The organism is Qipengyuania pelagi (assembly GCF_009827295.1).
Classification (GTDB): Bacteria; Pseudomonadota; Alphaproteobacteria; order Sphingomonadales; family Sphingomonadaceae; genus Qipengyuania; species Qipengyuania pelagi.
The window spans coordinates 1,384,494-1,405,919 of the sequence record NZ_WTYD01000001.1 but is presented as its reverse complement, the minus strand read 5'-3'; the positions used below and the strand labels follow the sequence as shown (position 1 = coordinate 1,405,919).

25 protein-coding genes and 1 tRNA gene are annotated in these 21,426 nt (G+C 64.5%); 19 read left to right on the top strand and 7 right to left on the bottom strand.

What is annotated here, in order from left to right; all coding sequences use genetic code 11:
• Nucleotides 1-31: 31 nt before the first annotated feature.
• Genes GRI47_RS06955 through GRI47_RS06915 form a run of 9 tightly spaced genes read left to right on the top strand, consistent with a single transcriptional unit; the run spans nucleotide 32 to nucleotide 7,300 of the window.
• The gene (locus GRI47_RS06955) at nucleotides 32-295 is read left to right on the top strand and encodes an STAS domain-containing protein (protein WP_160660564.1); all 264 of its coding nucleotides are present in this window, start codon (nucleotides 32-34) and stop codon (nucleotides 293-295) included.
• Between the two features lie 16 nt (nucleotides 296-311).
• Nucleotides 312-2,603 carry a chemotaxis protein CheA gene (locus GRI47_RS06950; protein WP_160660563.1) on the top strand — a complete coding sequence of 764 codons (2,292 nt, stop codon included), beginning with the start codon at nucleotides 312-314 and terminating at the stop codon, nucleotides 2,601-2,603.
• Nucleotides 2,600-3,469 (top strand): CheR family methyltransferase, encoded by an 870-nt coding sequence (locus tag GRI47_RS06945; RefSeq protein ID WP_237452637.1) that lies wholly within the window; start codon nucleotides 2,600-2,602, stop codon nucleotides 3,467-3,469. Before GRI47_RS06950 ends, GRI47_RS06945 begins: the two co-directional genes overlap by 4 nt.
• Complete coding sequence (locus GRI47_RS06940; protein WP_160660562.1) at nucleotides 3,469-4,515, top strand: protein-glutamate methylesterase/protein-glutamine glutaminase; 1,047 nt, start codon at nucleotides 3,469-3,471, stop codon at nucleotides 4,513-4,515. Before GRI47_RS06945 ends, GRI47_RS06940 begins: the two co-directional genes overlap by 1 nt.
• Entirely contained in the window at nucleotides 4,512-5,063 is a 552-nt protein-coding gene (locus tag GRI47_RS06935) for a chemotaxis protein CheD (RefSeq protein WP_237452636.1), read from the top strand. The genes GRI47_RS06940 and GRI47_RS06935 overlap by 4 nt, the downstream gene beginning before the upstream one ends.
• 29 nt (nucleotides 5,064-5,092) lie before the next feature.
• A complete protein-coding gene (locus GRI47_RS06930) occupies nucleotides 5,093-5,455 on the top strand; it encodes a response regulator (RefSeq protein WP_160660560.1) in 363 nt (120 codons plus the stop codon).
• 23 nt (nucleotides 5,456-5,478) lie between these two features.
• Nucleotides 5,479-5,922 carry a chemotaxis protein CheW gene (locus GRI47_RS06925; RefSeq protein ID WP_160660559.1) on the top strand — a complete coding sequence of 148 codons (444 nt, stop codon included), beginning with the start codon at nucleotides 5,479-5,481 and terminating at the stop codon, nucleotides 5,920-5,922.
• A 47-nt stretch (nucleotides 5,923-5,969) separates the two neighbouring features.
• Nucleotides 5,970-6,971, top strand: coding sequence for a response regulator (locus tag GRI47_RS06920; protein WP_160660558.1), 1,002 nt, complete (start codon nucleotides 5,970-5,972; stop codon nucleotides 6,969-6,971).
• Nucleotides 6,968-7,300: a hypothetical protein gene (locus GRI47_RS06915; protein ID WP_160660557.1), complete on the top strand. Its 333-nt coding sequence runs from the start codon at nucleotides 6,968-6,970 to the stop codon at nucleotides 7,298-7,300. The genes GRI47_RS06920 and GRI47_RS06915 overlap by 4 nt, the downstream gene beginning before the upstream one ends.
• Before the next feature lie 55 nt (nucleotides 7,301-7,355).
• Here GRI47_RS06915 and GRI47_RS06910 read toward each other — a convergent pair.
• Nucleotides 7,356-7,432: transfer RNA gene (locus tag GRI47_RS06910), tRNA-Pro, on the bottom strand.
• 269 nt (nucleotides 7,433-7,701) lie between these two features.
• Between GRI47_RS06910 and yajC the strand changes: the two genes are divergently transcribed.
• The 3 genes from yajC to secF are packed head-to-tail and all read left to right on the top strand — an operon-like array spanning nucleotide 7,702 to nucleotide 10,634.
• The gene (gene yajC, locus GRI47_RS06905; RefSeq protein ID WP_202387194.1) at nucleotides 7,702-8,025 is read left to right on the top strand and encodes a preprotein translocase subunit YajC; all 324 of its coding nucleotides are present in this window, start codon (nucleotides 7,702-7,704) and stop codon (nucleotides 8,023-8,025) included.
• A gap of 16 nt (nucleotides 8,026-8,041) precedes the next feature.
• Nucleotides 8,042-9,640, top strand: coding sequence for a protein translocase subunit SecD (gene secD, locus GRI47_RS06900; RefSeq protein WP_160660556.1), 1,599 nt, complete (start codon nucleotides 8,042-8,044; stop codon nucleotides 9,638-9,640).
• 13 nt (nucleotides 9,641-9,653) lie between these two features.
• A complete protein-coding gene (gene secF, locus GRI47_RS06895; RefSeq protein WP_160660555.1) occupies nucleotides 9,654-10,634 on the top strand; it encodes a protein translocase subunit SecF in 981 nt (326 codons plus the stop codon).
• Between the two features lie 19 nt (nucleotides 10,635-10,653).
• Here the strand turns inward: secF and GRI47_RS06890 are convergent, their stop codons facing one another.
• Together GRI47_RS06890 and GRI47_RS06885 are read right to left on the bottom strand one after the other, a co-directional pair.
• Nucleotides 10,654-11,847: a glycosyltransferase gene (locus GRI47_RS06890; RefSeq protein WP_160660554.1), complete on the bottom strand. Its 1,194-nt coding sequence runs from the start codon at nucleotides 11,845-11,847 to the stop codon at nucleotides 10,654-10,656.
• A gap of 2 nt (nucleotides 11,848-11,849) precedes the next feature.
• Nucleotides 11,850-12,422 (bottom strand): helix-turn-helix domain-containing protein, encoded by a 573-nt coding sequence (locus GRI47_RS06885; RefSeq protein ID WP_160660553.1) that lies wholly within the window; start codon nucleotides 12,420-12,422, stop codon nucleotides 11,850-11,852.
• Between the two features lie 109 nt (nucleotides 12,423-12,531).
• On the opposite strand from GRI47_RS06885, the gene GRI47_RS06880 reads away from it, so the two are divergent.
• On the top strand, nucleotides 12,532-13,005 hold the full coding sequence (locus tag GRI47_RS06880; protein WP_160660552.1) for a DUF6456 domain-containing protein: 474 nt from the start codon (nucleotides 12,532-12,534) through the stop codon (nucleotides 13,003-13,005).
• A 65-nt stretch (nucleotides 13,006-13,070) separates the two neighbouring features.
• Nucleotides 13,071-13,652, top strand: a complete 582-nt coding sequence (locus GRI47_RS06875; protein ID WP_160660551.1) for a glutathione binding-like protein — start codon at nucleotides 13,071-13,073, stop codon at nucleotides 13,650-13,652.
• On the opposite strand, the gene GRI47_RS06870 is transcribed toward GRI47_RS06875, so the two are convergent.
• Nucleotides 13,649-14,242, bottom strand: a complete 594-nt coding sequence (locus tag GRI47_RS06870) for a uracil-DNA glycosylase family protein (RefSeq protein ID WP_419956985.1) — start codon at nucleotides 14,240-14,242, stop codon at nucleotides 13,649-13,651. The genes GRI47_RS06875 and GRI47_RS06870 overlap by 4 nt on opposite strands.
• A complete protein-coding gene (locus tag GRI47_RS06865; RefSeq protein ID WP_160660550.1) occupies nucleotides 14,239-16,047 on the bottom strand; it encodes an ABC-F family ATP-binding cassette domain-containing protein in 1,809 nt (602 codons plus the stop codon). The genes GRI47_RS06870 and GRI47_RS06865 overlap by 4 nt, the downstream gene beginning before the upstream one ends.
• A gap of 169 nt (nucleotides 16,048-16,216) precedes the next feature.
• Here GRI47_RS06865 and GRI47_RS06860 point away from each other — a divergent pair, with 169 nt between their 5' ends.
• The 4 genes from GRI47_RS06860 (at nucleotide 16,217) to GRI47_RS06845 (ending at nucleotide 19,568) form a co-directional block, all read left to right on the top strand.
• Nucleotides 16,217-16,942, top strand: coding sequence for an SIMPL domain-containing protein (locus tag GRI47_RS06860; protein ID WP_160660549.1), 726 nt, complete (start codon nucleotides 16,217-16,219; stop codon nucleotides 16,940-16,942).
• Nucleotides 16,943-17,009: 67 nt separating this feature from the next.
• Nucleotides 17,010-17,309 carry a PepSY domain-containing protein gene (locus GRI47_RS06855; protein ID WP_160660548.1) on the top strand — a complete coding sequence of 100 codons (300 nt, stop codon included), beginning with the start codon at nucleotides 17,010-17,012 and terminating at the stop codon, nucleotides 17,307-17,309.
• 122 nt (nucleotides 17,310-17,431) lie between these two features.
• Nucleotides 17,432-18,109 carry a response regulator transcription factor gene (locus GRI47_RS06850; protein WP_160660547.1) on the top strand — a complete coding sequence of 226 codons (678 nt, stop codon included), beginning with the start codon at nucleotides 17,432-17,434 and terminating at the stop codon, nucleotides 18,107-18,109.
• A gap of 109 nt (nucleotides 18,110-18,218) precedes the next feature.
• Nucleotides 18,219-19,568 (top strand): sensor histidine kinase, encoded by a 1,350-nt coding sequence (locus GRI47_RS06845; protein ID WP_237452743.1) that lies wholly within the window; start codon nucleotides 18,219-18,221, stop codon nucleotides 19,566-19,568.
• Nucleotides 19,569-19,637: 69 nt separating this feature from the next.
• Here the strand turns inward: GRI47_RS06845 and GRI47_RS06840 are convergent, their stop codons facing one another.
• Nucleotides 19,638-19,946 (bottom strand): hypothetical protein, encoded by a 309-nt coding sequence (locus GRI47_RS06840; protein WP_237452635.1) that lies wholly within the window; start codon nucleotides 19,944-19,946, stop codon nucleotides 19,638-19,640.
• A gap of 51 nt (nucleotides 19,947-19,997) precedes the next feature.
• Complete coding sequence (locus GRI47_RS06835; protein ID WP_160660545.1) at nucleotides 19,998-20,330, bottom strand: chorismate mutase; 333 nt, start codon at nucleotides 20,328-20,330, stop codon at nucleotides 19,998-20,000.
• A 65-nt stretch (nucleotides 20,331-20,395) separates the two neighbouring features.
• On the opposite strand from GRI47_RS06835, the gene GRI47_RS06830 reads away from it, so the two are divergent.
• Nucleotides 20,396-21,412, top strand: a complete 1,017-nt coding sequence (locus GRI47_RS06830) for a polyprenyl synthetase family protein (RefSeq protein WP_160660544.1) — start codon at nucleotides 20,396-20,398, stop codon at nucleotides 21,410-21,412.
• Nucleotides 21,413-21,426: the final 14 nt, after the last annotated feature.

Here is a 21,426-nt window from a genome sequence, read left to right as displayed (position 1 = left end):
TCACGCTGCACTCAAGCCCAGGAAAGAAGCGATGTCGCTTGAATTGCCATCGAACATCACCGTCGGAGAAGCCGAACGACTGGCGCAAGCCGTCATCGAACGGATCAACGCGAAGGAACCGGTCGCCATTGATGGCGGGCAGGTGGAGCGCATCGGCCTGGCCGGTCTCCAGGTCCTGCTCGCAGCCCGAGCGTCCGCAATTGCTGCGGGGCTGTCGTTCAGCGTCGACCCGTGCAGCAATCGGCTGGCGGACATGGCCGACCTTGCCGGTCTCGACGATCTCGTCGTCCATTGATCGAGGGATTTGAAAAATGGACATGAATGAAATCGAGGCGATCTTCTTCCAGGAATGCGAGGAAGGGCTGGCCGGGTTGGAATCCTGTTTCGCCGAATTGAACGGCGACGAGCAGGATCCCGAGACGATCAACACGATCTTCCGTCACGTACACTCGATCAAGGGAGGCGCGGGCGCCTTCGGATTGGAGCGCCTTCAGAAATACGCGCACGAATTCGAATCGCTGCTCGATCTGGTGCGCTCGGGCAAGATCGCTCTCGATGACGATCTGCTGTCGCTGCTCGTCCGGGCCTTCGATATTCTGTCGGACCACGTAGCGAGTGCCAGAAGCCATAGCGACGCGCCTGACGATGCGGCCATGATCGGCCAATTGATCGCGCGGTGCGAGGGAACGCCGGAGCCCGCAGTGCCCGAACCGGCTCAGGCCGAGACACCGTCCGAACCGACTGCCCCGGAAACCGGCGCATCGGCTGGCGGCGACGATTTCGACGACCTGATGGCTATGCTAGACCTGCCCGATTTCGGCGCGTCGCAGAGCGAAACGGACGATCTTTCCGTCGCAGCCAGCACCGAAACCACCGTCGAGAGCGAGCCTGAAGTGAGCGCCCCCGATAGTGGGGTAGCGGAGGCTGGCGGCTGGCTGCTCGAATATGCGCCCGGCGCGCGGGCCTTCGCCAATGGCGGCGAACCCCTGCTCGTATTGCGCGAATTGCATGGTCTGGGCGCCGTGAACCGATGCTGTCACACCGATAGCCTCCCTCAGCTCGAAGCGCTTGATGCCTCGCTCGGTTATCTGCGCTGGACGATGGTGCTTCCCTCGGCCCTCGCGGAAGACGAGATTCGTTCGGTGTTCGAATTTTTCGAGCCCGATTGCTACACGCTCACACCGCTTGCGCAGCCTTCCGCGCCGGAGCAGCCAGTCCTCGAAAGCCCGACTGTCCAGGCCGAACCGCTGCCCGATGCGCCGGTCGAGCCCGTGGTGGTTCCAGAACCCGTTCCCGCCCCTGTCCCTTCGCCTGAAACGGAACAGGCACCCGCGGCCGCAAAAGCATCCGAACCTGTCGCTGCGCCCGCTCCTCCGGCTCCGCCCCGCGCCGTGGAAAAACCGGCTGCGGCTCCGGTTTCGCAGACCATCCGCGTCGATCTCGATCGGCTCGACCGTCTGGTGAACCTCGTCGGCGAGCTGGTCATCACACAGGCCATGCTGTCCCAGCGACTGCTGGATCGTAACGCCGCCCATGCCGACGAACTGGCCGATCTCGAACTGCTGACGCGCGACTTGCAGGAATCGACGATGGCGATCCGCGCGCAGCCGATGAAGACGGTCTACAGCCGCATTCCGCGCCTCATCCGCGATCTCGAGGCGGAAACGAAGAAGAAGGTCCGCATCGAATTCGAAGGCGAGATGACGGAAGTCGACAAGACCGTCATCGAGCGCATCGGCGAACCGCTGACGCATCTTATCCGCAATGCTGTCGATCACGGGCTGGAAAGCACCGAGGGCCGGATCGAAGCGGGCAAGAGCGCAGAAGGGCTGATCCGCCTCTCCGCAACGCACCAGTCCGGTCGTATCGTCATCGCGGTGAGCGACGACGGTCGCGGGATCAATCGCGCCAAGGTTCGCGAACGCGCCATCGAACGCGGGATCGTACATAGCGATGCCGTGCTGAGCGACGAGGAAATCGATCAGCTCATCTTCGCCCCCGGATTCTCCACCGCCGAAGTCGTCTCGAGCATTTCGGGTCGCGGCGTGGGCATGGACGTCGTGCGCAAGAACATTCAGGCGCTCGGCGGCCGGATCGCGATCTCTTCCGAACCGGGTAAGGGCTCGACGTTCTCGCTCAGCCTCCCGCTCACGCTGGCCGTCTTGGACGGTATGGTCGTGACGGTCGGCGACCAGACGATGGTGATACCGCTCTCGCATGTCGTCGAGAACGTACGTCCTACTGCGGATACGATCGAAGCCTATGGTCGCTCCGACCATCTGCTCAACGTGCGCGGAAGCTATGTGCCGATCGTGTCGGTCGCCCACGCGCTGAAGGTCGATGACAAACCGCGCAATCCGTCCGATTGCGTCCTCGTCGTGGTCGACAGCGACAAGGGCCAGGTCGCCCTGATGGTCGATGCGATCAACGATCAGCGCCAGGTCGTGGTCAAGAGTCTGGAAGCCAATTTCCAGCCGATCGACGGCGTGGCGGGGGCCACGATCCTCGGCAACGGGAAGGTCGCCCTCATCGTCGATGCGCATGAACTGGTCGCATCGCATCGCGACATGCGCGGCACGCCCAGCCTTGCGAGCGCGGCATGAGCGCGATGGCCCAGCCAGCCGAGCCAACCCAGCGTGGACGGGAATTCGCCTTCGACGCGGCGGATCACCGCGCGGTAGCGGACCTCGCCTATCGCGAGGTCGGCATCCTGCTGCCCGACTCGAAAATGCAGCTCGTCTATGGTCGCCTCGCCCCGCGTGTGCGCGCGTGCGGGCTCGGCAGCGTGGCAGAATACCTGCAAAGGATCGAGAACGATCCCGTCGAGCGCAATCGGATGATCGATGCGCTGACGACCAATCACACCTTCTTCTTTCGCGAGGGGCATCACTTCGAGGATTTCAACACGCTCGCCTGGCCCGATCTGAAAGCGCGGCTGGAAGGGCGAGGGCGCGTTCGCCTGTGGTCGGCGGCCTGTTCGAGCGGGGAGGAGCCCTATAGCTGGCTGATGGCCATGTTCGGCAGCGACCGGACGAAGACGGGCAAGCTCCTGGCCCAGGATTTCCGTATGCTCGCCACCGATATCTCCGCCAGCGCGCTGGCCGGGGCGAGGGAGGGCATCTATTGTGCGCAGACGGTGGAGCCGGTGCCCGCGCCGCTGGCGAAGACGTGGCTGAAGAAGAAGCCGGGCGACCAGTTCCAGGTCGATTCCATGCTGCGCGATGCGATCACGTTCAATTCGCTCAATCTCCTCGGTGACTGGCCGATCCGAACGATGTTCGATGCGATCTTCTGCCGCAACGTGATGATCTATTTTGACGGTCCCACCAAGGCGAAATTGCAGGCGCGTCTGGCCGATCGTCTCGCTTTGGGTGGTCTGCTGTGCATCGGCCATTCGGAGCGGCTCGATCCCAGCGTCGCTCCGCGGTTCGAAATCGTCGGACGCACATCTTACCGGAAGGTCGCCTAATGACTGTTCGCGCTCTCGTGGTCGACGATTCCCGGACGATGCAGCAGCTCGTCAGCCGCGAGCTGGAGGGTTCGGACGCGATTTCGGTCGTCGGTATCGCCTCCAGCGCGCAGGAAGCGCGCCAGATGATCAAGGCGCTCGACCCGGATGTCGTGACTCTCGATATCGAAATGGACGGGATGTCCGGGCTCGAATTCCTCGAACGGATCATGACCCTGCGCCCGACGCCGGTGGTCATGGTATCTTCCCTGACCAGCGAGGGCGCCGAGGCCAGCCTCACCGCGCTCGAAATCGGTGCCATCGGTTGCTTCGACAAGCGCGATCTCTCCCTGCGGGGCGAAGCAGGCAAGTCCTCGCTCGTCGATCTGGTCTTCACCGCCGCGAAGGCTCGCACCTCGCCCGGATTCGGGAACCGAGCAGCGAGAGTACAGAGCCCGGCGCAGGCCAAGGCCGCGACGACCTATCGCGCCCGCGATCGCAGCGTGATCGGAATCGGCGCTTCTACCGGCGGCGTCGAAACGCTGATCGAATTGCTCCGCAATTTCCCCGTCGATTGCCCGCCCACCGTCATCGTCCAGCATATGCCGGAAAGCTTCACCAAGAGCTTCGCGGACCGGCTTGATCGCCTTTGCCCGCCGAGCGTGGAAGAAGCGCGTCCGGGCGCGGTGCTGGCGCCCGGCAAGGTGTATCTTGCACCCGGCGGCCTCCAGCATCTCGAAATCGCGGGCGATCCGTCGAGGTTGCATTGCCGGTTGATCGAAGGAGACAAGATGAACGGCCATCGCCCCTCGGTCGATCGCCTGTTCCATTCGCTGGCACGCTTCGCCGGCGCCAATGCGCTCGGCATGATCCTGACGGGCATGGGCAATGATGGCGCGAAGGGCCTGCTTGCCATGCGCAACGCCGGTGCGATGACGCTGGGTCAGGATCAGGCCAGCAGCATCGTCTACGGAATGCCCGCCGAAGCCTTCGCATGCGGCGCGGTGACCGAACAATTGCCCCTGCGCCGAATCGGTGCGCGCGCTCTCGAATGGTGCCGGGCATGAGCACGCTTTCTCGCCGGGACGATTTCCGCAAGATCACCGTCGCGCAGGGAGAGGCGCGGGTCAGTGGCGATGCCGACGTGGTGCTGACCACCATTCTCGGCAGCTGCGTGGCCTGCTGCTTCTACGATCCCGTCGAACGCGTCGGGGGCCTGAACCACTATCTCCTCGCCGCCGGATCGGATCACAACCCCGGCAATCTCCAGCGCTACGGCATCCACGCGATGGAAGTGCTCATCAACGAGATGCTCAAGCGCGGCGCGATGCGCCATCGCCTCAAGGCGCGCATCTTCGGCGGGGCCAGGATGCACAGCGCGTTCAAGGATATCGGCAAGTCCAATATCGATTTCGCGCGTACCTTCCTGCGCGACGAGAAGATCCCGCTGGTGGGCGAGGATGTCGGCGGCTTCAGCGCGCGGCGCGTGGAGTTTCGCGCAGGCCTCGGCATGGCCCGCTGCCGCACCGTCACCGGCGCTGGGCCACCAACGGTTGTTAATACCCCCGTGGCAAAACCCACCCCCGCCAGCGAAGGCGACGTCGAATTCTTCTGACCCGAATTTCAAACACGAGGATCCACTCCGTGACCAAGACGATACTCACTGTCGATGATTCTCCCAGCATGCGGATGCTGCTGCGCGCTGCTCTCACCGATCTCGGCTACGACATCGTCGAGGCGGAAGACGGTGTCCATGCGCTGGAGAAGCTGGAAGGAAACCAGCCCGACCTGCTGATCACCGATATCAACATGCCGCGCCTCGATGGCTTCGGGCTGATCGAAACCGTGCGCGGCAAGGGCTGCACCGAGATGCCGATCCTGGTTCTGACCACCGAAAGCTCGGATGAAAAGAAGCAGCGCGCGCGCGCTGCCGGGGCCACCGGCTGGATCGTCAAGCCCTTCCATCCCGAAAAGCTCGCCGTGGCGATCCGCCGCGTTCTCCACTGATCCAGAAAGGCGAAGATACCGACATGAACCGACAGCTCATCACCTTCCAGATCAACGGCCAGACTCTTGGCATGGACATCATGGCGATCCGCGAAATCCGCGCCTGGTCGCTCACCACCCCTCTGCCGAATGTCGAACAGCACGTTCGCGGCGTCGTCAATCTGCGCGGCGTGGTCCTTCCGGTCGTCGACCTCAAGGCCAAGCTGGGCTGGGGTCTGACCGATACGGACGAACGCCACGTCATCATCGTCACCTCGATCAACGACCAGTTGCAGGGCATCATCGCCGATGCGGTGAACGACATCGTCACCGTCTCGCAGGACGATCTGCAACCGCCGCCGAACACCCACGATCCGCAGGCGCCCAACTTCCTCGAGGCGCTCGCGACGGTGGAGGACCGGGTGATCTCGATCCTCGCGCTCGACCGCCTCGCCTTTTCGAACCCTTCGCCCGCGGAAGCGGCCTGAAGCCCCGCGTAGCCGTCCCCGTCCCATACTGACTGAAAGACCGAACGATGTCCGAGACCAGAGTCCTCGTTGTCGACGATTCGCGCATGATGCGAACCCTGATCACCTCTGCTCTCGAGGAAATCCGCAACATCACCGTGGTGGGCGAGGCCGATGGTGCCGACGAAGCGCGCGAGAAGATCGCGCAGCTCCATCCCGACGTGCTGACCCTGGACGTTGAGATGCCGGGCATGTCGGGCATCGCCTTTCTCGAAGAGATCATGACGACAAGGCCCCTCCCGGTCATCATGTTCTCGACCCGCACGACCGAAGGGACGGGCGACACCGCGGAAGCGAAGCGTCTGGGCGCGATCGGATGCTTCCCCAAACCGGTTGGCCCGCCGGACATGATGAAGAAGGTGATCGAAGACGTCGCCAAGTGCATCAAGACCGAGCGCGAAGCCGAACTGACCAAGGCCGCCGCCGCGAAGGACGATGGGCCGGTGCCGCCGATCGACTGGAACGGCCGCCCGCTCCTGATCGGTTGCGATTCTTCGGGCCTTGACGCGCTCAAGGGCTTTCTCACGCGCCTGCCGGACAATTGCCCGCCCACTCTGGTTGCTTTGCAGAACATGGACATGGGAGCGATCTACGCGCTTCTCGGCGAGCTGTCGGGCAAGGTTAAGCCCGCGCTGGAGATCGCGAGCGACGGCACCACGCTGGCGCAGGGCAAGATCTATTTCTCGCCCGGAGCGGACAAGCACGTCGTCCTCGACACCTGGCCGGGCGGGCATTGCCGCCTGATGGAACGCGATCCGGTCGGCGGCGTCCGTCCGTCCGCCTCGCTCCTGTTCGCCTCCGCCGCCAAGGCCGCGGGCGAGGAAGCGGTCGGCGTGGTGTTCGGGACCGGGGGCGAGGACGGCGAACGCGCGGCAAGCGTGCTTGGCGAGGCGCGCTCCCATGCCTTCAATGCGACCGATGACGGGTATCGGTTGAAACGCGGCGAGGCGGTACAGGCGGTCTCCGCGAGCCAACTCGCGATCGAAGTGATGCGGGCGTGCGGGAAATGATGCACGATCCGATCCCGGTGCCGGACGAGGCGAACGCGATCGCCCCGGTCGCAGCCGATACCGCCGCGACCCCGCTTCATGCGGCTTTGGCCGAGGAATTGCGTATCGCCTCGCGCCTGCTCAACGATCTGGCCTATGAACTCGCCTGCGACGATGCGGTCATCCGCAAACACGTCGAAAGCCTCCAGAACATCGACCGCGTCACGCAGATGCAATTGTCGGTCGCGAGCGTCTTGGACAGCGGCCACACCGATGCAGCGCAGGTCTTCATCGGCCTGGAGGATATGGCGGACCGCCTGCGCGAAGCCTGCCGCGCCGAAACGAGGTAGATCCTCGCCGCGTCCCGAAAAGGGCGGGGTTCTTGCCAGGAAGGGGAATTTCCACTGGTCGGGACGACAGGATTCGAACCTGCGACCCCCACACCCCCAGTGTGATGCGCTACCAGGCTGCGCTACGTCCCGAGACCAGTGGAGGGCGGCCCTATAGGAGGGGGCCTTCGCGATGGCAAGCGCCGATCCGCTCCGCTTTGATCACGGTGCGCGTCAGGCGGGATCAGGCTGGCAGGCATCGGAGCGGCCCCCCATCCTTCCAAGGCCGTCTTTCCAAGGCCGCGCGATACTGCTAGGCGCCGCTGCATTCCCGCGGGGCGGGCGCGGCGAGCCGACTTGATTTCGGCACGTGCCAACCCAGATGCGGGCCTACGGATCGTTTCACAACAGGCAGTTCATCGATGCTTTACATGTTAGGCGCAGCCACCGGCGCCGCGCCGCCGCCCGCCTGGATCAGCTGGTTGCCGATCGTCGGCATGATCCTGATCTTCTGGTTCCTGATCATCCGCCCGCAGATGAAGCAGCAGAAGGCGCATCAGCAGAAGGTCGCTGGCCTGAAGCGCGGGGACGAGGTTGTCACCGCAGGGGGACTGGTCGGCAAGGTCACCAAGGTCGACGAACACTATGCCGAGCTGGAGATCAGCAAGGGCGTGAAGGTCCGCGCGGTGAAGAGCACGATCGGCGATGTGATTTCGCCCACCGCCGCTGCGCCCGCGAACGACTGAGCCGGCGCACACGACGATGCTCGATTTTCCGACCTGGAAGAAGACCTGGCTGTGGCTGATCACGGCCGTCGCCATCCTCGCCGCTTTGCCGTCGCTGGTCTCGATGACCAGTGCGAAATGGCCCGAGGCCCTGCCGGACCCGACTGTCAATCTCGGGCTCGACCTTGCAGGCGGCAGCCACATCCTGCTCGAAGCCGAGCCGTCCCAGGTCGCCGCGCAGCGGCTCGAGAACCTGGAAGAGGCGGTCCGCACCGCCTTGCGCCAGGCCGAACCGCGCATCCGCATCGGCGACGTCTCGACTGCCGATGGCCGTCTGACCTTCATGGTCGAGGACATGGGCGAGGTCGATCGTGCGCGTGAACTCATCCTTCCGTTGGTCAATGGCAACGGCATGGTCCGCGAATGGGACCTGTCGATGGTGGACGAGACGCGCTTCGTCCTGACGCCGACCGAACAGGGCCTCGAACAGGCCGTCACCGATGCGATGGACAGCGCCACGGAAGTGGTGCGCAAGCGCATCGATTCGCTCGGCACGCGCGAGCCGACCATCATCCGCCAGGGCGATACCCGCATCGTCGTGCAGGTGCCCGGCCTGCAGGACCCCGACGCGCTGAAGGAACTGCTCGGCCAGACCGCGCGGCTCGAATTCAAGCTGGTCGACCAGACCGCCTTGCCGAGCGACGTGGCCGCCGGTGTCGCGCCTCCGGGCAGCGAGATCGTACCCTATGCCGAGACCACCGCGCAGGCAGGCACCTCGCTCGCGGTGCGGCGTTTGGGCGGCATTCGCGGCGACAATCTCGTCGGCGCGCAGCAGACCTTCGATCCGCAGACCAACGAGCCGGTCGTCTCGATCACATTCGACCAGCAGGGCGGGGCGCGCTTCGCCAATCTGACGCGCGAGAACGTCAACAAGCCCTTCGCCATCATCCTCGACGGCAAGGTCCTGTCCGCGCCCAATATCAACGAACCGATTCTGGGCGGCAGCGCCTCGATCTCCGGCGGGTTCACGACCGAAACCGCCAACAATCTCGCGATCTCGCTGCGGTCGGGCGCGCTGCCGGTCGATCTGGCGGTGATCGAGGAGCGCACGGTCGGTCCCGATCTCGGCGCCGATTCGATCCGGTCGGGCCTGCTCGCGATGACGATCGGTTCGGTCGCGGTGATCGTGCTGATGATCGCGACCTATGGCCGGTTCGGTCTCTACGCGACGGCAGCTCTGGTCATCAACGTGCTGATGATCCTGGGTATCATGGCCGTGCTCAACACCACGCTGACATTGCCCGGTATCGCCGGTTTCGTGCTGACGATCGGTGCGGCGGTCGATGCCAACGTGCTGATCAACGAACGCATCCGCGAGGAGCGAAAGCGCGGGCGGCGCGTGGTCGCCGCGGTCGAGACCGGCTACAAGGAAGCGAGCCGCGCGATCTACGACGCGAACGTCACCAATTTCATCGCCGGGGTGCTGCTGTTCCTGTTCGGCTCGGGCCCGATCCGCGGTTTCGCGGTGGTGCTCGTGATCGGCCTGTTCACCAGCGTCTTCACCGCCGTGACCCTGACCCGCATGTGGGTCGCCGGATGGCTGCGCAAGGCGCGGCCGAACGAATTGAACCTGTGAGGAGGCGAGACCCATGAAGCTCCTGAAACTCGTCCCCGACGATACGAATATCCACTTCCTGAAATGGCGCGTTCCGTTCTTCGCGGTCAGCATCGTGCTGATTGCGGCGAGCTGGATCATGGTCGCCGTGAACGGCCTCAATTACGGCGTCGATTTCGCCGGCGGCCAGGAAATCCGCGCGACCTTCGTGGGTGAGGCGCAGGCACCGGTGGGCGAAATCCGCACCACGGTCGGTGGGCTGGAAGGGGTGGAAAACCCCGTGATTCAGCGCTTCGGCGCGCCCAATCAGGTGTCGATCCGCGTCGCGCTTCCCGCCGAAGCGGACGGCGATCCCGAATACGCCAACCGGATGGCCGACCGGATTACCGGCGCGCTGGAGGAAGACCACCCCGATGTTCGTATCGATGGCGTGGATTCGGTCAGCGGCAAGGTTTCGGGCGAATTTCGCGACGATGCCATCTGGGCACTGGTCGCCGCGATGCTCGCGGTCGCCGCCTATATCTGGATCCGCTTCGAGTGGCAGTTCGGCGTCGGCGGCCTGTTCGCGCTGTTCCACGACGTGTCGCTGACCCTGGGGATGTTCGCGCTGTTCCAGCTCGAATTCAGCCTTCAGATCATCGCCGCCATCCTGGCGATCATCGGGTATTCGCTGAACGATACGATCGTGGTTTACGACCGCATCCGCGAAAATCTGAAGAAATACCGCCGGATGCCGCTTCCCGAACTGCTCGACCTGTCGGTCAACGAGACGCTGGCCCGTACCGTGATGACCTCGCTGACGCTGCTGGTCGCGCTGGTGCCGCTGCTGCTGTTCGGGCCGGAAAGCCTGTTCGGCCTCGTCGCGGCAATCACGCTCGGTATCTTCGTCGGCACCTACAGCTCGATCTACATGGCGGCACCTCTGCTCGTGTGGATGGGCGTCACGTCGAACAGTTTCGTGCCCGACGAGAGCGACGAGGACCGTCAGTCCCGCCTCGCACGCGAGGGCCGCTGATCCGCGATTCGTTCTCGCGTTACGGGCGGACGATGCGGTCGTAATACGCGCCGAGCGTCCGCCCGTTGACGCGCCAGTCGAAGCGTTCGGCCTTCGCCGCGACAGTCTGCGGGGAGGTCGCGCGCGCCAGCACCAGGCGTATTCCGTCAGCGATGGCCCCGGCGTCCCGCGCGACGATGATCCCGGCGTCGGGACCGTCCACCACTTCGCGTGCGCCGCCCGCATCGGTGATGACGAGCGGCGTGCCGCAGGCCAGCGCTTCCACCCAGGCATTGGCCAACCCTTCGCTGCTCGATGGCAGCACCATCGCATCGGCAGCGGACAGGACCAGCGGCAGGAGATCGTGATCGAGCGAGCCGAGGAAATGGACGCGATCCGCCAGTCCCCGTTCCTGCGCGAACGCGCGAAGATCGGCCTCGTCCTCACCCTTGCCGACAAGCAGCAGGCGCGCGTCGGGCAGATCGGACAATGCTTCTATGACCAGTCGCTGTCCCTTGCGCGGGATCAGCGCCCCGACCGTGGCGAGCAGGGGCTTCCTGTCGTCGATCGGAACACTGAGTTCCGTGGCCAATCGTGACCGCAGCCGGGTGTGATTGAGGGGGCGGAACCGGTCCCGGTCGAGCCCGGTGTAGTGGATCGCGATTTTTTCGCGGGGCAGGCCGAGCGCCACCATATCCGCCGCCAGCGCCTCGCAGACCGACAACAGGCCCGCAGCCTGTTTTCCGGCGTCGATCATCGCGTCGCGGGCGTAGGATTTGCCGCCCCAGTAATGGATATCCGCCCCGCGCGCCTTGATCGATAGCGGCAGGTCGAGCGCCCTGGCGATGCGGGCGGCGGCGGGGCCGTCGGGATAGAAGAATTGCGCGTCCACGAGGTCGAACGGCGTTTTGCGATGCAGTTCGCGCACCAGAGGGAGAACCGCACGCGCGATCGCGCCGGGATTGAAACGCCCGCCGATCGCGGGGATCAGCGGGAAGCGCGGCCGGTGGACGAAGACACCGTTTTCCGATCCGTCATGCGCCGCTTCGGCGAGGGCGCGATACCGTGCAGGAAGCAGGCGCTTGGACAGCGGGGGCAGGCCGATCGGATTGACCACCGTCATCTCCCAATCGGTCTCGCGCTGCAACGCTTCCAGCGAACGGGCCACGAAGGTGCCGAAACGCGGGTTGGAGTCGTTCGGATAGAGCGTGGAAAGCGACAGGACGCGCGGCACGCTCAGAGCTTCCTGACCAGCATTTCCGCGACCGCGATCCAGGGCGGGTCCTTCACCACTTCCTGCTTCTGACCGTGTCCGGGCGGCAGCACACCCACCATGTCACCCTGCCGATCGATCAGGCGCCCGAACGCGAATCGCCCTGCGCGGCGCGGCACGAGGACGTCGCGATTGATCGCACGCCCTGCCTGGTCGGGCGCGAGCTGGCGCAGCCAAAGCTGGTCACCCGGGCGGTATTCGCCATGCGGATAGTCGATACTCATCACCACCAAAGCGCCGTCGCCCGAAAGGTCGGTCGCCAGAATGGCATCGCGCGGCGAGGAAAGGGCTTCCGCCCCCTGGGCCGCGAGCGTAGCGATCAATTGGGGATGGCCTGCGCTTTCGGAGCGGACCAGCAATTCCGGCTCCACCCCGAGCGCCTGTCCGATGCGTTCCATCCATTTGATCGACAGATTGCGCATTCCGGTTTCAAGGCGGCCGACGGTCTGCGGCGTCGTCGGGGGATCGCAGGCCTCGGCGAGGTCCGCCAGAGTCATGCCCTTCTGCTTGCGAATGTCGCGAATGCGATTGATCACGGGTGCCGTTCCCAAAAAATAACCAGATCGGTTTTCGCTTTCCTACAGACATCACCATTTTGCAAGGGTGCTCTCGGACGCGAACGCAAGACGAATCGGAGAGACGGGCATGAAGCGGGAACTGGTCGAACGCGAATTGACGGAAGAGGGGCCTCGTCGCGGGTCCGGCGTCGCAAAGCGCAAGCGGTCGGTCACGGTCAATCTCGCCGAATCGCCCCTGGGCTGGCTGCATTCGCGCGGCCATCTCAACGATCGCCAGTTCGATGCGGGCGAACGGTTGCGCCTAGATTACGAGCGCGCCCAGCTCGCACCCTCGGTCACCATGCGCTGGGACCCGGTGCGTGTGGATGGCGGGTCGGGCGGCGCGGACCTGACGCCAGGCGAGCGCCAGATCGCTGCCAAGGAGCGCTTCGATGGCGCCATGCGCGAGGCGGGAAGGGGGCTTTCCGACGTTTTGTGGCGCGTCGTCTGCGCCTGCGAAAGCCTGCCGAGCGCGGAAAAGGCGCTCAGCTGGCCGGCCCGCTCGGGCAAGCTGGTGCTCGGCATCGCGCTCGACCGGGTGGCGGGATTCTACCGGCTGTAGACGGTCGGACCCATCAGCTCCCGGCCCCGTTGCATAGAGGCATACCCCATCGAAAGGACACTCTAATGAAACTCTATTTTTCGCCCGGCGCCTGTAGCCTCGCCAGCCATATCGCCTTGATAGAGGAGGGGATCGAGCACGAGGCCGTGAGGGTCGATCTGTCGAAGCATGAGACCGAGAATGGGGATGATTTCTACGCCATCAGTCCGCGCGGCTACGTCCCCGCCATCGAAACCGACGATGTCGGCCTGCTGACCGAGAACCCCGCCGTCCTCACCTATATCGCCGATCGCGGCGATGCGGCCCCGTCCGGTGTCGATCGCTACAAGATGCTCGAATGGATCGGCTTCATCGGTACCGAGATCCATGGCGGCTATCACCCCTTGTTCGGTGGCGACACCGATGATCGCCAGGCAAAGGCGAAGGACAGACTGGCCGAGACGTATCGTCTGACCGAGACGCTCATGGACGGCGGCGACTTTCTCGTCGGTGACCGGCTGACCGTCGCTGACAATTATCTTTTCGTCACGCTGCTTTGGGCCGACAAGTTCGGCATCGAATTGCCCGACGCACTCACGACCTTCCGTGCGCGGAACAAGGGGCGTCCAGCGGTGAAGCAGGCGATGGAAGCGGAAGGGCTTATCTAGGCTAGGATCGCCGCAATGCGCGTCCGCAGGACCGGCAGGACTTCGGTCTCGAACCAGGGGTTCTGCCGCATCCATAAGGTGGAACGCCATGCCGGGTGCGGCAGGGGCAGGACCTCGGGCAGGAAATCGCGGAAGCGGCGCACGCGCTCGGTCATCGACAGAGTGCGCGTTGCGGGCAGATAATACGATTGCGCATAGCTGCCGACGAGCAGCGTCAAACGGTCCTCGGGCAATATCGCGAGCACCTCGTCATGCCACAAAGGCGCGCATTCGCGCCGGGGCGGCTTGTCCCCGCCGCTCGCCTTTCCGGGATAGCAAAAGCCCATCGGAACGAGTGCCACGCGCGCCGAATCGTACATGGTCTCGCGATCCAGCCCGGTCCATTCGCGCAACCGGTCGCCGCTCTTGTCGTCCCAAGGAGTGCCGCTCAGATGCACTTTCGATCCCGGCGCCTGTCCGATGATGAGCAGTTTCGCGCTCGGCGAAAAGCTGGTCACAGGCCTGACCCCGTGGGGCAAATGGGCGGCGCAGACCCGGCATACGGCGATGCGCCGCGCGAGATCCTCGGCCTTCTCCTGTGCCGGGTTCACCCTTCGATCAGTTCGGCCAGTTCCAGCCAGCGTTCTTCCGCCGCATCCTTTTCCGCCCGCGCATTTTCCAGCCCCTTGGAAATCGTGGCGAATTTCTGCGGGTCGGTGGTGTAGAGCTGGGGATCGGCCAGGATCGTCTCGCCCTTTGCGATGGCCGCTTCCAGCTCCTCGATCCGGGCGGGAAGCAGCTCGTAATCGCGCTGATCCTTGTAGCTGAGCTTGGTCGATCTGGGCGGCGGCGGGGCGGGCGCGGGCGATGCGCCGCTCGCCTTGGAGGCAGGATTGCGCGACGGGGCCGCGCTTTCGGTGCGCTTGCGCTCCCAATCCTCGTATCCCCCCGCCACGATATCGACCTTGCCGCTTCCGTCGAGGCCGAGCGTCAGCGTCACGGTCCGGTCGAGAAAATCGCGATCATGGCTGACGAGCAGGACGGTGCCTTCGTAATCGGCGATCACTTCCTGCAACAGGTCAAGCGTTTCCAGGTCGAGATCGTTGGTCGGCTCGTCCAGCACGAGCAGGTTCGACGCCTTGGCGAATTCGCGCGCGAGCAGCAGGCGGCTGCGCTCGCCACCCGACAGGATGCCGACCTTGGTGTCCACGATCTTGGGATCGAACAGGAAATCCTTGAGATGCGCCTGGACGTGCTTGCGGTGGCCCTGAACGTCGATCCAGTCGCCGCCTTCGGCCAGCACCTGGCGCACCGTCTTGTCGGGAGAGAGCAAAGCGCGCTGCTGGTCGATCATCACGCCGGTCAGCTTGTTCGAGATGTCGACGGAGCCGGTATCGGGCGCGAGTTCGCCCGTCAGCATCTTCAGAAGCGTGGTCTTGCCTGCGCCGTTGGAACCGACGATGCCGATCCGGTCGCCCCGCTGGATGCGCAGGCTGAACGGCTTGATGACCGTGCGATCGCCATAGGTCTTGGCAATCGCATCCGCGACGATGACGGACTTGCTTTTGAAATCCTCTTCCGTCGCGAGCTTCAGCTTGGCAGTGCCGCCGCCTGAAATCATGGACGCGCGCTGGGCGCGCATCTGGTGGAGTTTCTCGAGCCGCCCCTGATTGCGCTTGCGCCGCGCGGTGACGCCGCGTTCGAGCCAGTGGGCTTCCAGCTTGAGCTTCGCGTCGAGCTTTTCCGCCGCGCGTGCCTCTTCGGCATAGACCTGTTCTTCCCACGCCTCGTACCCGCCGAAGCCGACCTCCTTGCGCCGCATCGTTCCCCGGTCGAGCCACAGGGTCGCGCGGGTGAGGCGTTTCAGGAAGGTGCGGTCGTGGCTGATGACGACGAAGGCGCCCTTGTAGCGGTCGAGCCAGCCTTCCAGCCAGTCGATCGCGGCGAGATCGAGATGGTTGGTCGGCTCGTCCATCAGGAGCAGGTCGGGGTCCTGCGCCAGCGCGCGGGCGATGGCGGCACGGCGCTTCTCGCCCCCGCTGGCGCCCTTGGTGGGCGTCGCCATGGCGATGCCGAGTTGGCCTGCGATCGCCTCGACCTCGTGCTCCTCAGGCGGGTTCTCGCCCGCGAGCGCCCAGTCCATCAGGGTTGCGTGGCCCGAGAGATCGGGTTCCTGTTCCAGCACCACGATGCGCGTGCCGGGCTTGACCTTGCGCAGGCCGCGATCGGCTTCGATCCGGTCCTCGATCAGCCGGAACAGCGTCGTCTTGCCCGCCCCGTTGCGCCCGATCAGGGCCAGGCGGTCGCGCGCGCCGATATGCAGGTCGATCGGGTCCTGATCCGGCCCGCCAAACAGCCAGCGGCCGCCCTGTTGCAGGCCGAGACCTTCCCAGCTGAGGATCGGTGGTTGTGCCATGGAGCGCGGCAGGTAGGCGCGGGCGCGGTGATCGGCAAGGCCGGTGTGGGCCTCACGAGGCTTACAATTCGGAGCCTATAGCGCCTCGATCGCGGAACCCATCGGTTCAGCGGGGCGTAAGCGCGTTATAGGCATTCGCCACACCAACACACCGATTGGAGTATCGCCCATGCAACGTTTCGCCCTCTCGCTCGCCGCCGCCGCGCTGACGCCCGCTTTGATCGCAGTCCCGGCGAATGCCGCCGAAGTCTCGATCGCCGCGAACGGACCGGTGGTGGAATTGCAGGTATCGCAGCAGGTCCTGGGCGATCCCGACAAGGCGACCATCAGCGCGGGCGTCACCACGCGGGCGCAGACCGCCGTCGCGGCGATGCAGCAGAACGCGGTCGAAATGGACCGGGTGCTCAAGCGCATGGATTCGCTCGGTATTCCCGAAGATCGCGTGCAGACGGCGGGGATCACGCTGAATCCGCAATATAATCACCGCCAGAACCTTCCGCCCGAATTCATCGGCTACGAAGCGACCAACCGGGTGACCGTCGATCTGCGCAATCTCGACCGGATCGGACCGGTGCTCGATGCGCTGGTGGCCGCCGGTGCCAACAATCTCAGCGGGCCTAATTGGGAAATCGTGAATGACGAGCCGCAAAAGGCGCAGGCCCGCAAGGCCGCCTTCGCTAAGGCTCAGGCGCAGGCCGAGGAATACGCCCGCATGGCCGGCTATAGCGGCGTCCGCCTGCTTGCCGTCGAGGAGCAGATGGGATTCCAGCAGCCGATGTATGATCGTGCGCCCCAGGCGATCGTCGTGACCGGAAGCCGGATATCGACCCCGACCCGGCCCGGCCAGGTCGGCACGCAGGTGACGATGACGGTCAAATATGAACTGACGCGTTGATCCTTAACGCAGCAGAGCGGCACATTCACACCTTGTTCAATGCCCTCGCGCTAGGCAGGAAGGCGTCATGAAAAGCCTGATCGCCTCCTGTCTCGCCCTAGGGTTGTCGATACCGGCCGCGGCTCCCCTGGCCGCGCAGGCGCGCAGCGAACAGGGTGAGGCGCGCAAGGAGATGCGGGCGGGCAATCTGGTTTCGCTGCGCGACATCGAAGCGCGGATCGTGCCCACCATGCGCGGCGCCGAATATCTCGGCCCTGCTTACGATTCCACCGCCATGGCCTATCGCCTGAAATTCATCCGCGACGGGCGCGTCCTGTTCGTCGATGTCGATGCGCGGACCGGGCGCGTGCTCGGGCGCAGCGACTGAAAATCCTTTTCCGCTGCAACCGTGCGAAACTGTCGGCTGCTTGACGTGTTCATGTACATGAACGACATCACGGCGACAGGCGGCCCACACGCCGCAACCGCGCAACCGGGGACCAAGATATAATGAGGATTCTGATCGTCGAGGACGAGCCCACGCTCGGCCAGCAGCTCAAGTCGACATTGGAGCAGAACGGCTATGCGGTGGACCTGTCCACCGATGGCGAGGACGGACATTTCCTCGGCAGTACCGAGGATTACGACGCGGTGATCCTCGATCTCGGCCTGCCCGAAATCGACGGCCTGACCGTGCTCGGCATGTGGCGCAGGGAAGGGCGGGGCTTCCCGGTTCTGGTCCTGACCGCTCGCGACAGCTGGAGCGACAAGGTCGCAGGACTGGATGCGGGCGCGGACGATTATCTCGCCAAGCCGTTCCAGACCGAGGAGCTGATCGCGCGCCTGCGGGCGCTGATCCGGCGCGCGTCGGGCAATACCAGCGCCGAACTGACGGCGGGCGACGTGCGCCTCGACACGCGCTCGGGCCGCGTCACGCTGAACGGCGAGCCGGTCAAGCTGACTGCGCAGGAATACAAGCTGCTGAGCTACCTGATGCACCACAAGGGCAAGGTGGTCAGCCGCACCGAACTGATCGAACATATCTACGATCAGGATTTCGACCGCGATTCGAACACGATCGAGGTCTTCGTTACCCGCATCCGCAAGAAGCTTGGCGCGGATGTCATCACCACGATCCGCGGCCTTGGCTACTCGCTCGACGATCCCGCCGACCAGCCACGCGCCTGACGCCGGGCCTGTGCCTGGACCGCCTGTCGACGCGGGCGGTGCCGGTGCGGTAACGCCGGAGCAGGCGCGCGCCAAGGGCACGAAGGTCGAAGGCAGCCTCGCGCGCCGCATGATGGCGATCGCGGCGGGGTGGATCGCCGTCCTGCTGCTGGCAGGTGGCTTTGCGCTGGACCGGACGCTCACCAATCTGGTCGAGCGCAATTTCGACGACCAGCTCGAATATCTGCTGAACGCCATGATCGTGACGGCCGAAATCGACCTCGATGGCGAGGTCTATTTCAACCGCGTTCTGGGGGAGCCGCGCTTTCTCGAACCCAATAGCGGGCTGTATTATCAGATCAGCGCGCCGGGGAAGGAAGGCTATCCTTCGCGATCGCTGTGGGACAACACGCTGGAAATCCGGCGCGATGCCGACAATTTCGATCCGCGTTTCTACGACAGCCAGCAATTCGCGGACGAGCCTCTGCGTATCGCCCAGCGTACTGTCATCCTTCCCGACAGCGACGCGCGCTGGACCTTCGCGGTCGCCTCCGCGAGGCAGCAATTGGACGACCAGATCGCCCGCATCCGTGCGATCCTCGTCTGGAGCTTTGCCCTGCTCGGACTGGGACTGTTCGCGCTCGCAGTTCTTCAGAACTGGATCGGCCTCAGCCCGCTGCGCCGGGTGCGGGCGGCGATCCAGGATATGCGCAGCGCGGGCGCCAACCGGATCGACGAGCCGCTCCCGCTGGAAGTCCAGCCTCTGGTCGAGGAGGTCAACGCCCTGCTTGCGCATTCCGAGCGTCAGGCCGAAGAAGCGCGCACCCATGCCGGCAATCTCGCCCATGCGCTGAAGACGCCGCTCACCGTGCTGACCAATGCCGCGACCGCCCACGATCCCAAGCTGTCCGACCTCGTCTGTCGCGAGACCAAGACGATGCAGCGCCATGTCGAACACCACCTCGCCCGCGCGCGTGCGGTGGGGCGGCGCGCAAGCGGACATTCGCGTGCCGAGATTTGGCCGAGCGTGGAAAGCGTGCTGCGCGCGGTGACGCGCATCTACGAGCGCACGCGCTTCGATCTTGACGGCAACAAGGACGCGATCGCTGCGATGGAGCGGCAGGATCTCGACGAAATTCTTGGCAATCTCATCGAGAATGCAGCGAAATATGGCGGGGGAAGCGTGTTCGTGACGGTCGATGCCGAACCGCTGTCCCCGCATTGCGTCATCTGGATCGAGGATGACGGGATGGGCATTCCCGAAGAAGAATGGCCGCGCATATTCGATCGGGGGGCGCGGCTCGATACGGGCAAGCCGGGCACGGGCCTTGGGCTTGCGATCGTGCGCGACGTGGCGGAAATCTATGGCGGCACGGTCTCGCTGGCGGAGAGCGAGGATCTAGGCGGCTTGCTGGTCAAGCTGGCATTGCCACGCGCCGGGGGCTCTTCCGGCTTTATTGAAAGCGTTCCCTCAACCTGAATAAGCAATAAAAAACGGGATCAGAAATCCGACCCCGTTTTTCTTTTTCATATCGCTCGTTGAAAACGATTACGGGCTGACAGGGCCTTCATCGTCGCTGGCAACCAGGCCAACGGCCAGTGCCACGATGAAAAAGCCCAGGAGCAGGCCGATCCCACCGCCAAGTTCCGACTCGCCTTCGATCGGCGCGACCGAGCGGTCCGCTGCCGCGGCCTGACCAGCAATCGAACCCAAGGCAACGCTGGCAGCAGAAGCGGCCAGTGCAAGCTTGCTAAACTTCATATCAAATCCCCTATGAGAAAATCGAGTTGGGTCGATACGGAATTGCTCGTATCCTTTCAACCCTTTGCCGAGCAATGTCGAGAAAGTGGAACCCAATCACCAAAATTGCAGCATTTTGGCCACAATCCGACCGTATTGGTCGGCCAATCAGGTGCTCGCGCGCGCCTTCTCGTGGTGCCGGATCACCTCATCGATGATGAAGCGCAGGAATTTTTCACTGAATTCCGGGTCGAGTTCGGCATCCTGCGCAAGCGCGCGCAGGCGTGCGATCTGGGCGTGCTCGCGGCCCGGATCGGCGGGCGGCAGGGCGGCCTTCGCCTTGTAGGCGCCCACCGCCTGGGTGATGCGGAAGCGTTCGGCGAGCATGTGGATCAGCGCGGCGTCGATATTGTCGATGCTCTTGCGATAGCCGGCCAGCACCGCATCTTCGGCAGGAGACTGCGCCGATATCGGGCGAGCAGAGGGCGTTTCGCGAGGCATCGCGCCAAGCTAGCAATAAATGTGCACTTGCCAAGCCCGGTCAGCCTCCCCATTGCCGGTCCCAGATGAGCGCCGATATCATTCCCCTCCACGATCGTCGATCGGACCCTTCACTCGATCCCATGCTGGCTTTGACCGCGCAGGGCATGAACGCGGTCAATTCGGTCATACTCGGCCGGATGCAGAGCGAGATCCCCTTGATCCCGGCTCTCGCGGGGCATCTGATCTCCGGCGGGGGCAAGCGCCTTCGCCCGATGCTCACGCTCGCCGGTGCGGAGCTCGTGGGCTATCAGGGCAGCCGCCATCACAAGCTGGCCGCGGCGGTCGAATTCATCCACACCGCGACCCTGCTGCATGACGATGTCGTCGATGGAAGCGAGATGCGTCGCGGCAAGGCAGCGGCGAACATCATCTTCGGCAATCCCGCGACCGTTTTGGTGGGCGATTTCCTGTTCAGCCGCAGCTTCGAGCTGATGACCGAAGACGGATCGCTCAAGGTGCTCAAAATCCTCTCCGGCGCCAGCGCAATCATCGCGGAAGGCGAGGTCGACCAGCTCACCGCCCAGCGCCGCATCGAAACCAGCGAGCAGCGCTATCTCGGCATCATCCGCGCCAAGACGGCCGCGCTCTTCGCCGCCGCCGCCCGGATCGCGGCGGTCGTCGCCGAGTGTGACGAGGAGAAGGAGCAGGCGCTCGACGAGTATGGCCGCAATCTCGGCGTCGCCTTCCAGCTGGTCGACGATGCGATCGATTACGATTCGGATGCCGCCGCGATGGGCAAGGATCGCGGTGACGATTTCCGCGAGGGCAAGATGACGCTTCCCGTGATCCTCGCCTATGCGCGCGGCAGCGAGGAAGAGCGCGCCTTCTGGCGGGATGCGATCATCGGGCACCGCACCAGCGACGCCGATCTCGACCACGCCTGCGCGCTGATCGCCCGGCACGACGCCTTGTCCGACACGCGCGACCGGGCACGCCATTTCGCCCAGCGCGCGGTGGATGCGCTGGCAATCTTCCCAGATGGCAAGGCGCGGCAGGCCATGGTGGAAGCGGCGCGTTTCGCGGTGGCGCGGGGCTATTAACAAAAACCGGGATT

Coding starts and splice junctions, on each gene's coding strand:
- GRI47_RS06860 (WP_160660549.1), top strand. CDS start 16,217: ATGCAACGTTTCGCCCTCTCGCTCGCCGCCGCCGCGCTGACGCCCGCT.
- secD (WP_160660556.1), top strand. CDS start 8,042: ATGCTCGATTTTCCGACCTGGAAGAAGACCTGGCTGTGGCTGATCACG.
- GRI47_RS06845 (WP_237452743.1), top strand. CDS start 18,219: ATGATGGCGATCGCGGCGGGGTGGATCGCCGTCCTGCTGCTGGCAGGT.
- GRI47_RS06935 (WP_237452636.1), top strand. CDS start 4,512: ATGAGCACGCTTTCTCGCCGGGACGATTTCCGCAAGATCACCGTCGCG.
- yajC (WP_202387194.1), top strand. CDS start 7,702: ATGCTTTACATGTTAGGCGCAGCCACCGGCGCCGCGCCGCCGCCCGCC.
- GRI47_RS06955 (WP_160660564.1), top strand. CDS start 32: ATGTCGCTTGAATTGCCATCGAACATCACCGTCGGAGAAGCCGAACGA.
- GRI47_RS06945 (WP_237452637.1), top strand. CDS start 2,600: ATGAGCGCGATGGCCCAGCCAGCCGAGCCAACCCAGCGTGGACGGGAA.
- GRI47_RS06830 (WP_160660544.1), top strand. CDS start 20,396: ATGAGCGCCGATATCATTCCCCTCCACGATCGTCGATCGGACCCTTCA.
- GRI47_RS06880 (WP_160660552.1), top strand. CDS start 12,532: ATGAAGCGGGAACTGGTCGAACGCGAATTGACGGAAGAGGGGCCTCGT.
- GRI47_RS06855 (WP_160660548.1), top strand. CDS start 17,010: ATGAAAAGCCTGATCGCCTCCTGTCTCGCCCTAGGGTTGTCGATACCG.
- GRI47_RS06875 (WP_160660551.1), top strand. CDS start 13,071: ATGAAACTCTATTTTTCGCCCGGCGCCTGTAGCCTCGCCAGCCATATC.
- GRI47_RS06950 (WP_160660563.1), top strand. CDS start 312: ATGGACATGAATGAAATCGAGGCGATCTTCTTCCAGGAATGCGAGGAA.
- GRI47_RS06850 (WP_160660547.1), top strand. CDS start 17,432: ATGAGGATTCTGATCGTCGAGGACGAGCCCACGCTCGGCCAGCAGCTC.
- GRI47_RS06915 (WP_160660557.1), top strand. CDS start 6,968: ATGATGCACGATCCGATCCCGGTGCCGGACGAGGCGAACGCGATCGCC.
- GRI47_RS06835 (WP_160660545.1), bottom strand. CDS start 20,330: ATGCCTCGCGAAACGCCCTCTGCTCGCCCGATATCGGCGCAGTCTCCT.
- GRI47_RS06865 (WP_160660550.1), bottom strand. CDS start 16,047: ATGGCACAACCACCGATCCTCAGCTGGGAAGGTCTCGGCCTGCAACAG.
- GRI47_RS06940 (WP_160660562.1), top strand. CDS start 3,469: ATGACTGTTCGCGCTCTCGTGGTCGACGATTCCCGGACGATGCAGCAG.
- GRI47_RS06920 (WP_160660558.1), top strand. CDS start 5,970: ATGTCCGAGACCAGAGTCCTCGTTGTCGACGATTCGCGCATGATGCGA.
- secF (WP_160660555.1), top strand. CDS start 9,654: ATGAAGCTCCTGAAACTCGTCCCCGACGATACGAATATCCACTTCCTG.
- GRI47_RS06925 (WP_160660559.1), top strand. CDS start 5,479: ATGAACCGACAGCTCATCACCTTCCAGATCAACGGCCAGACTCTTGGC.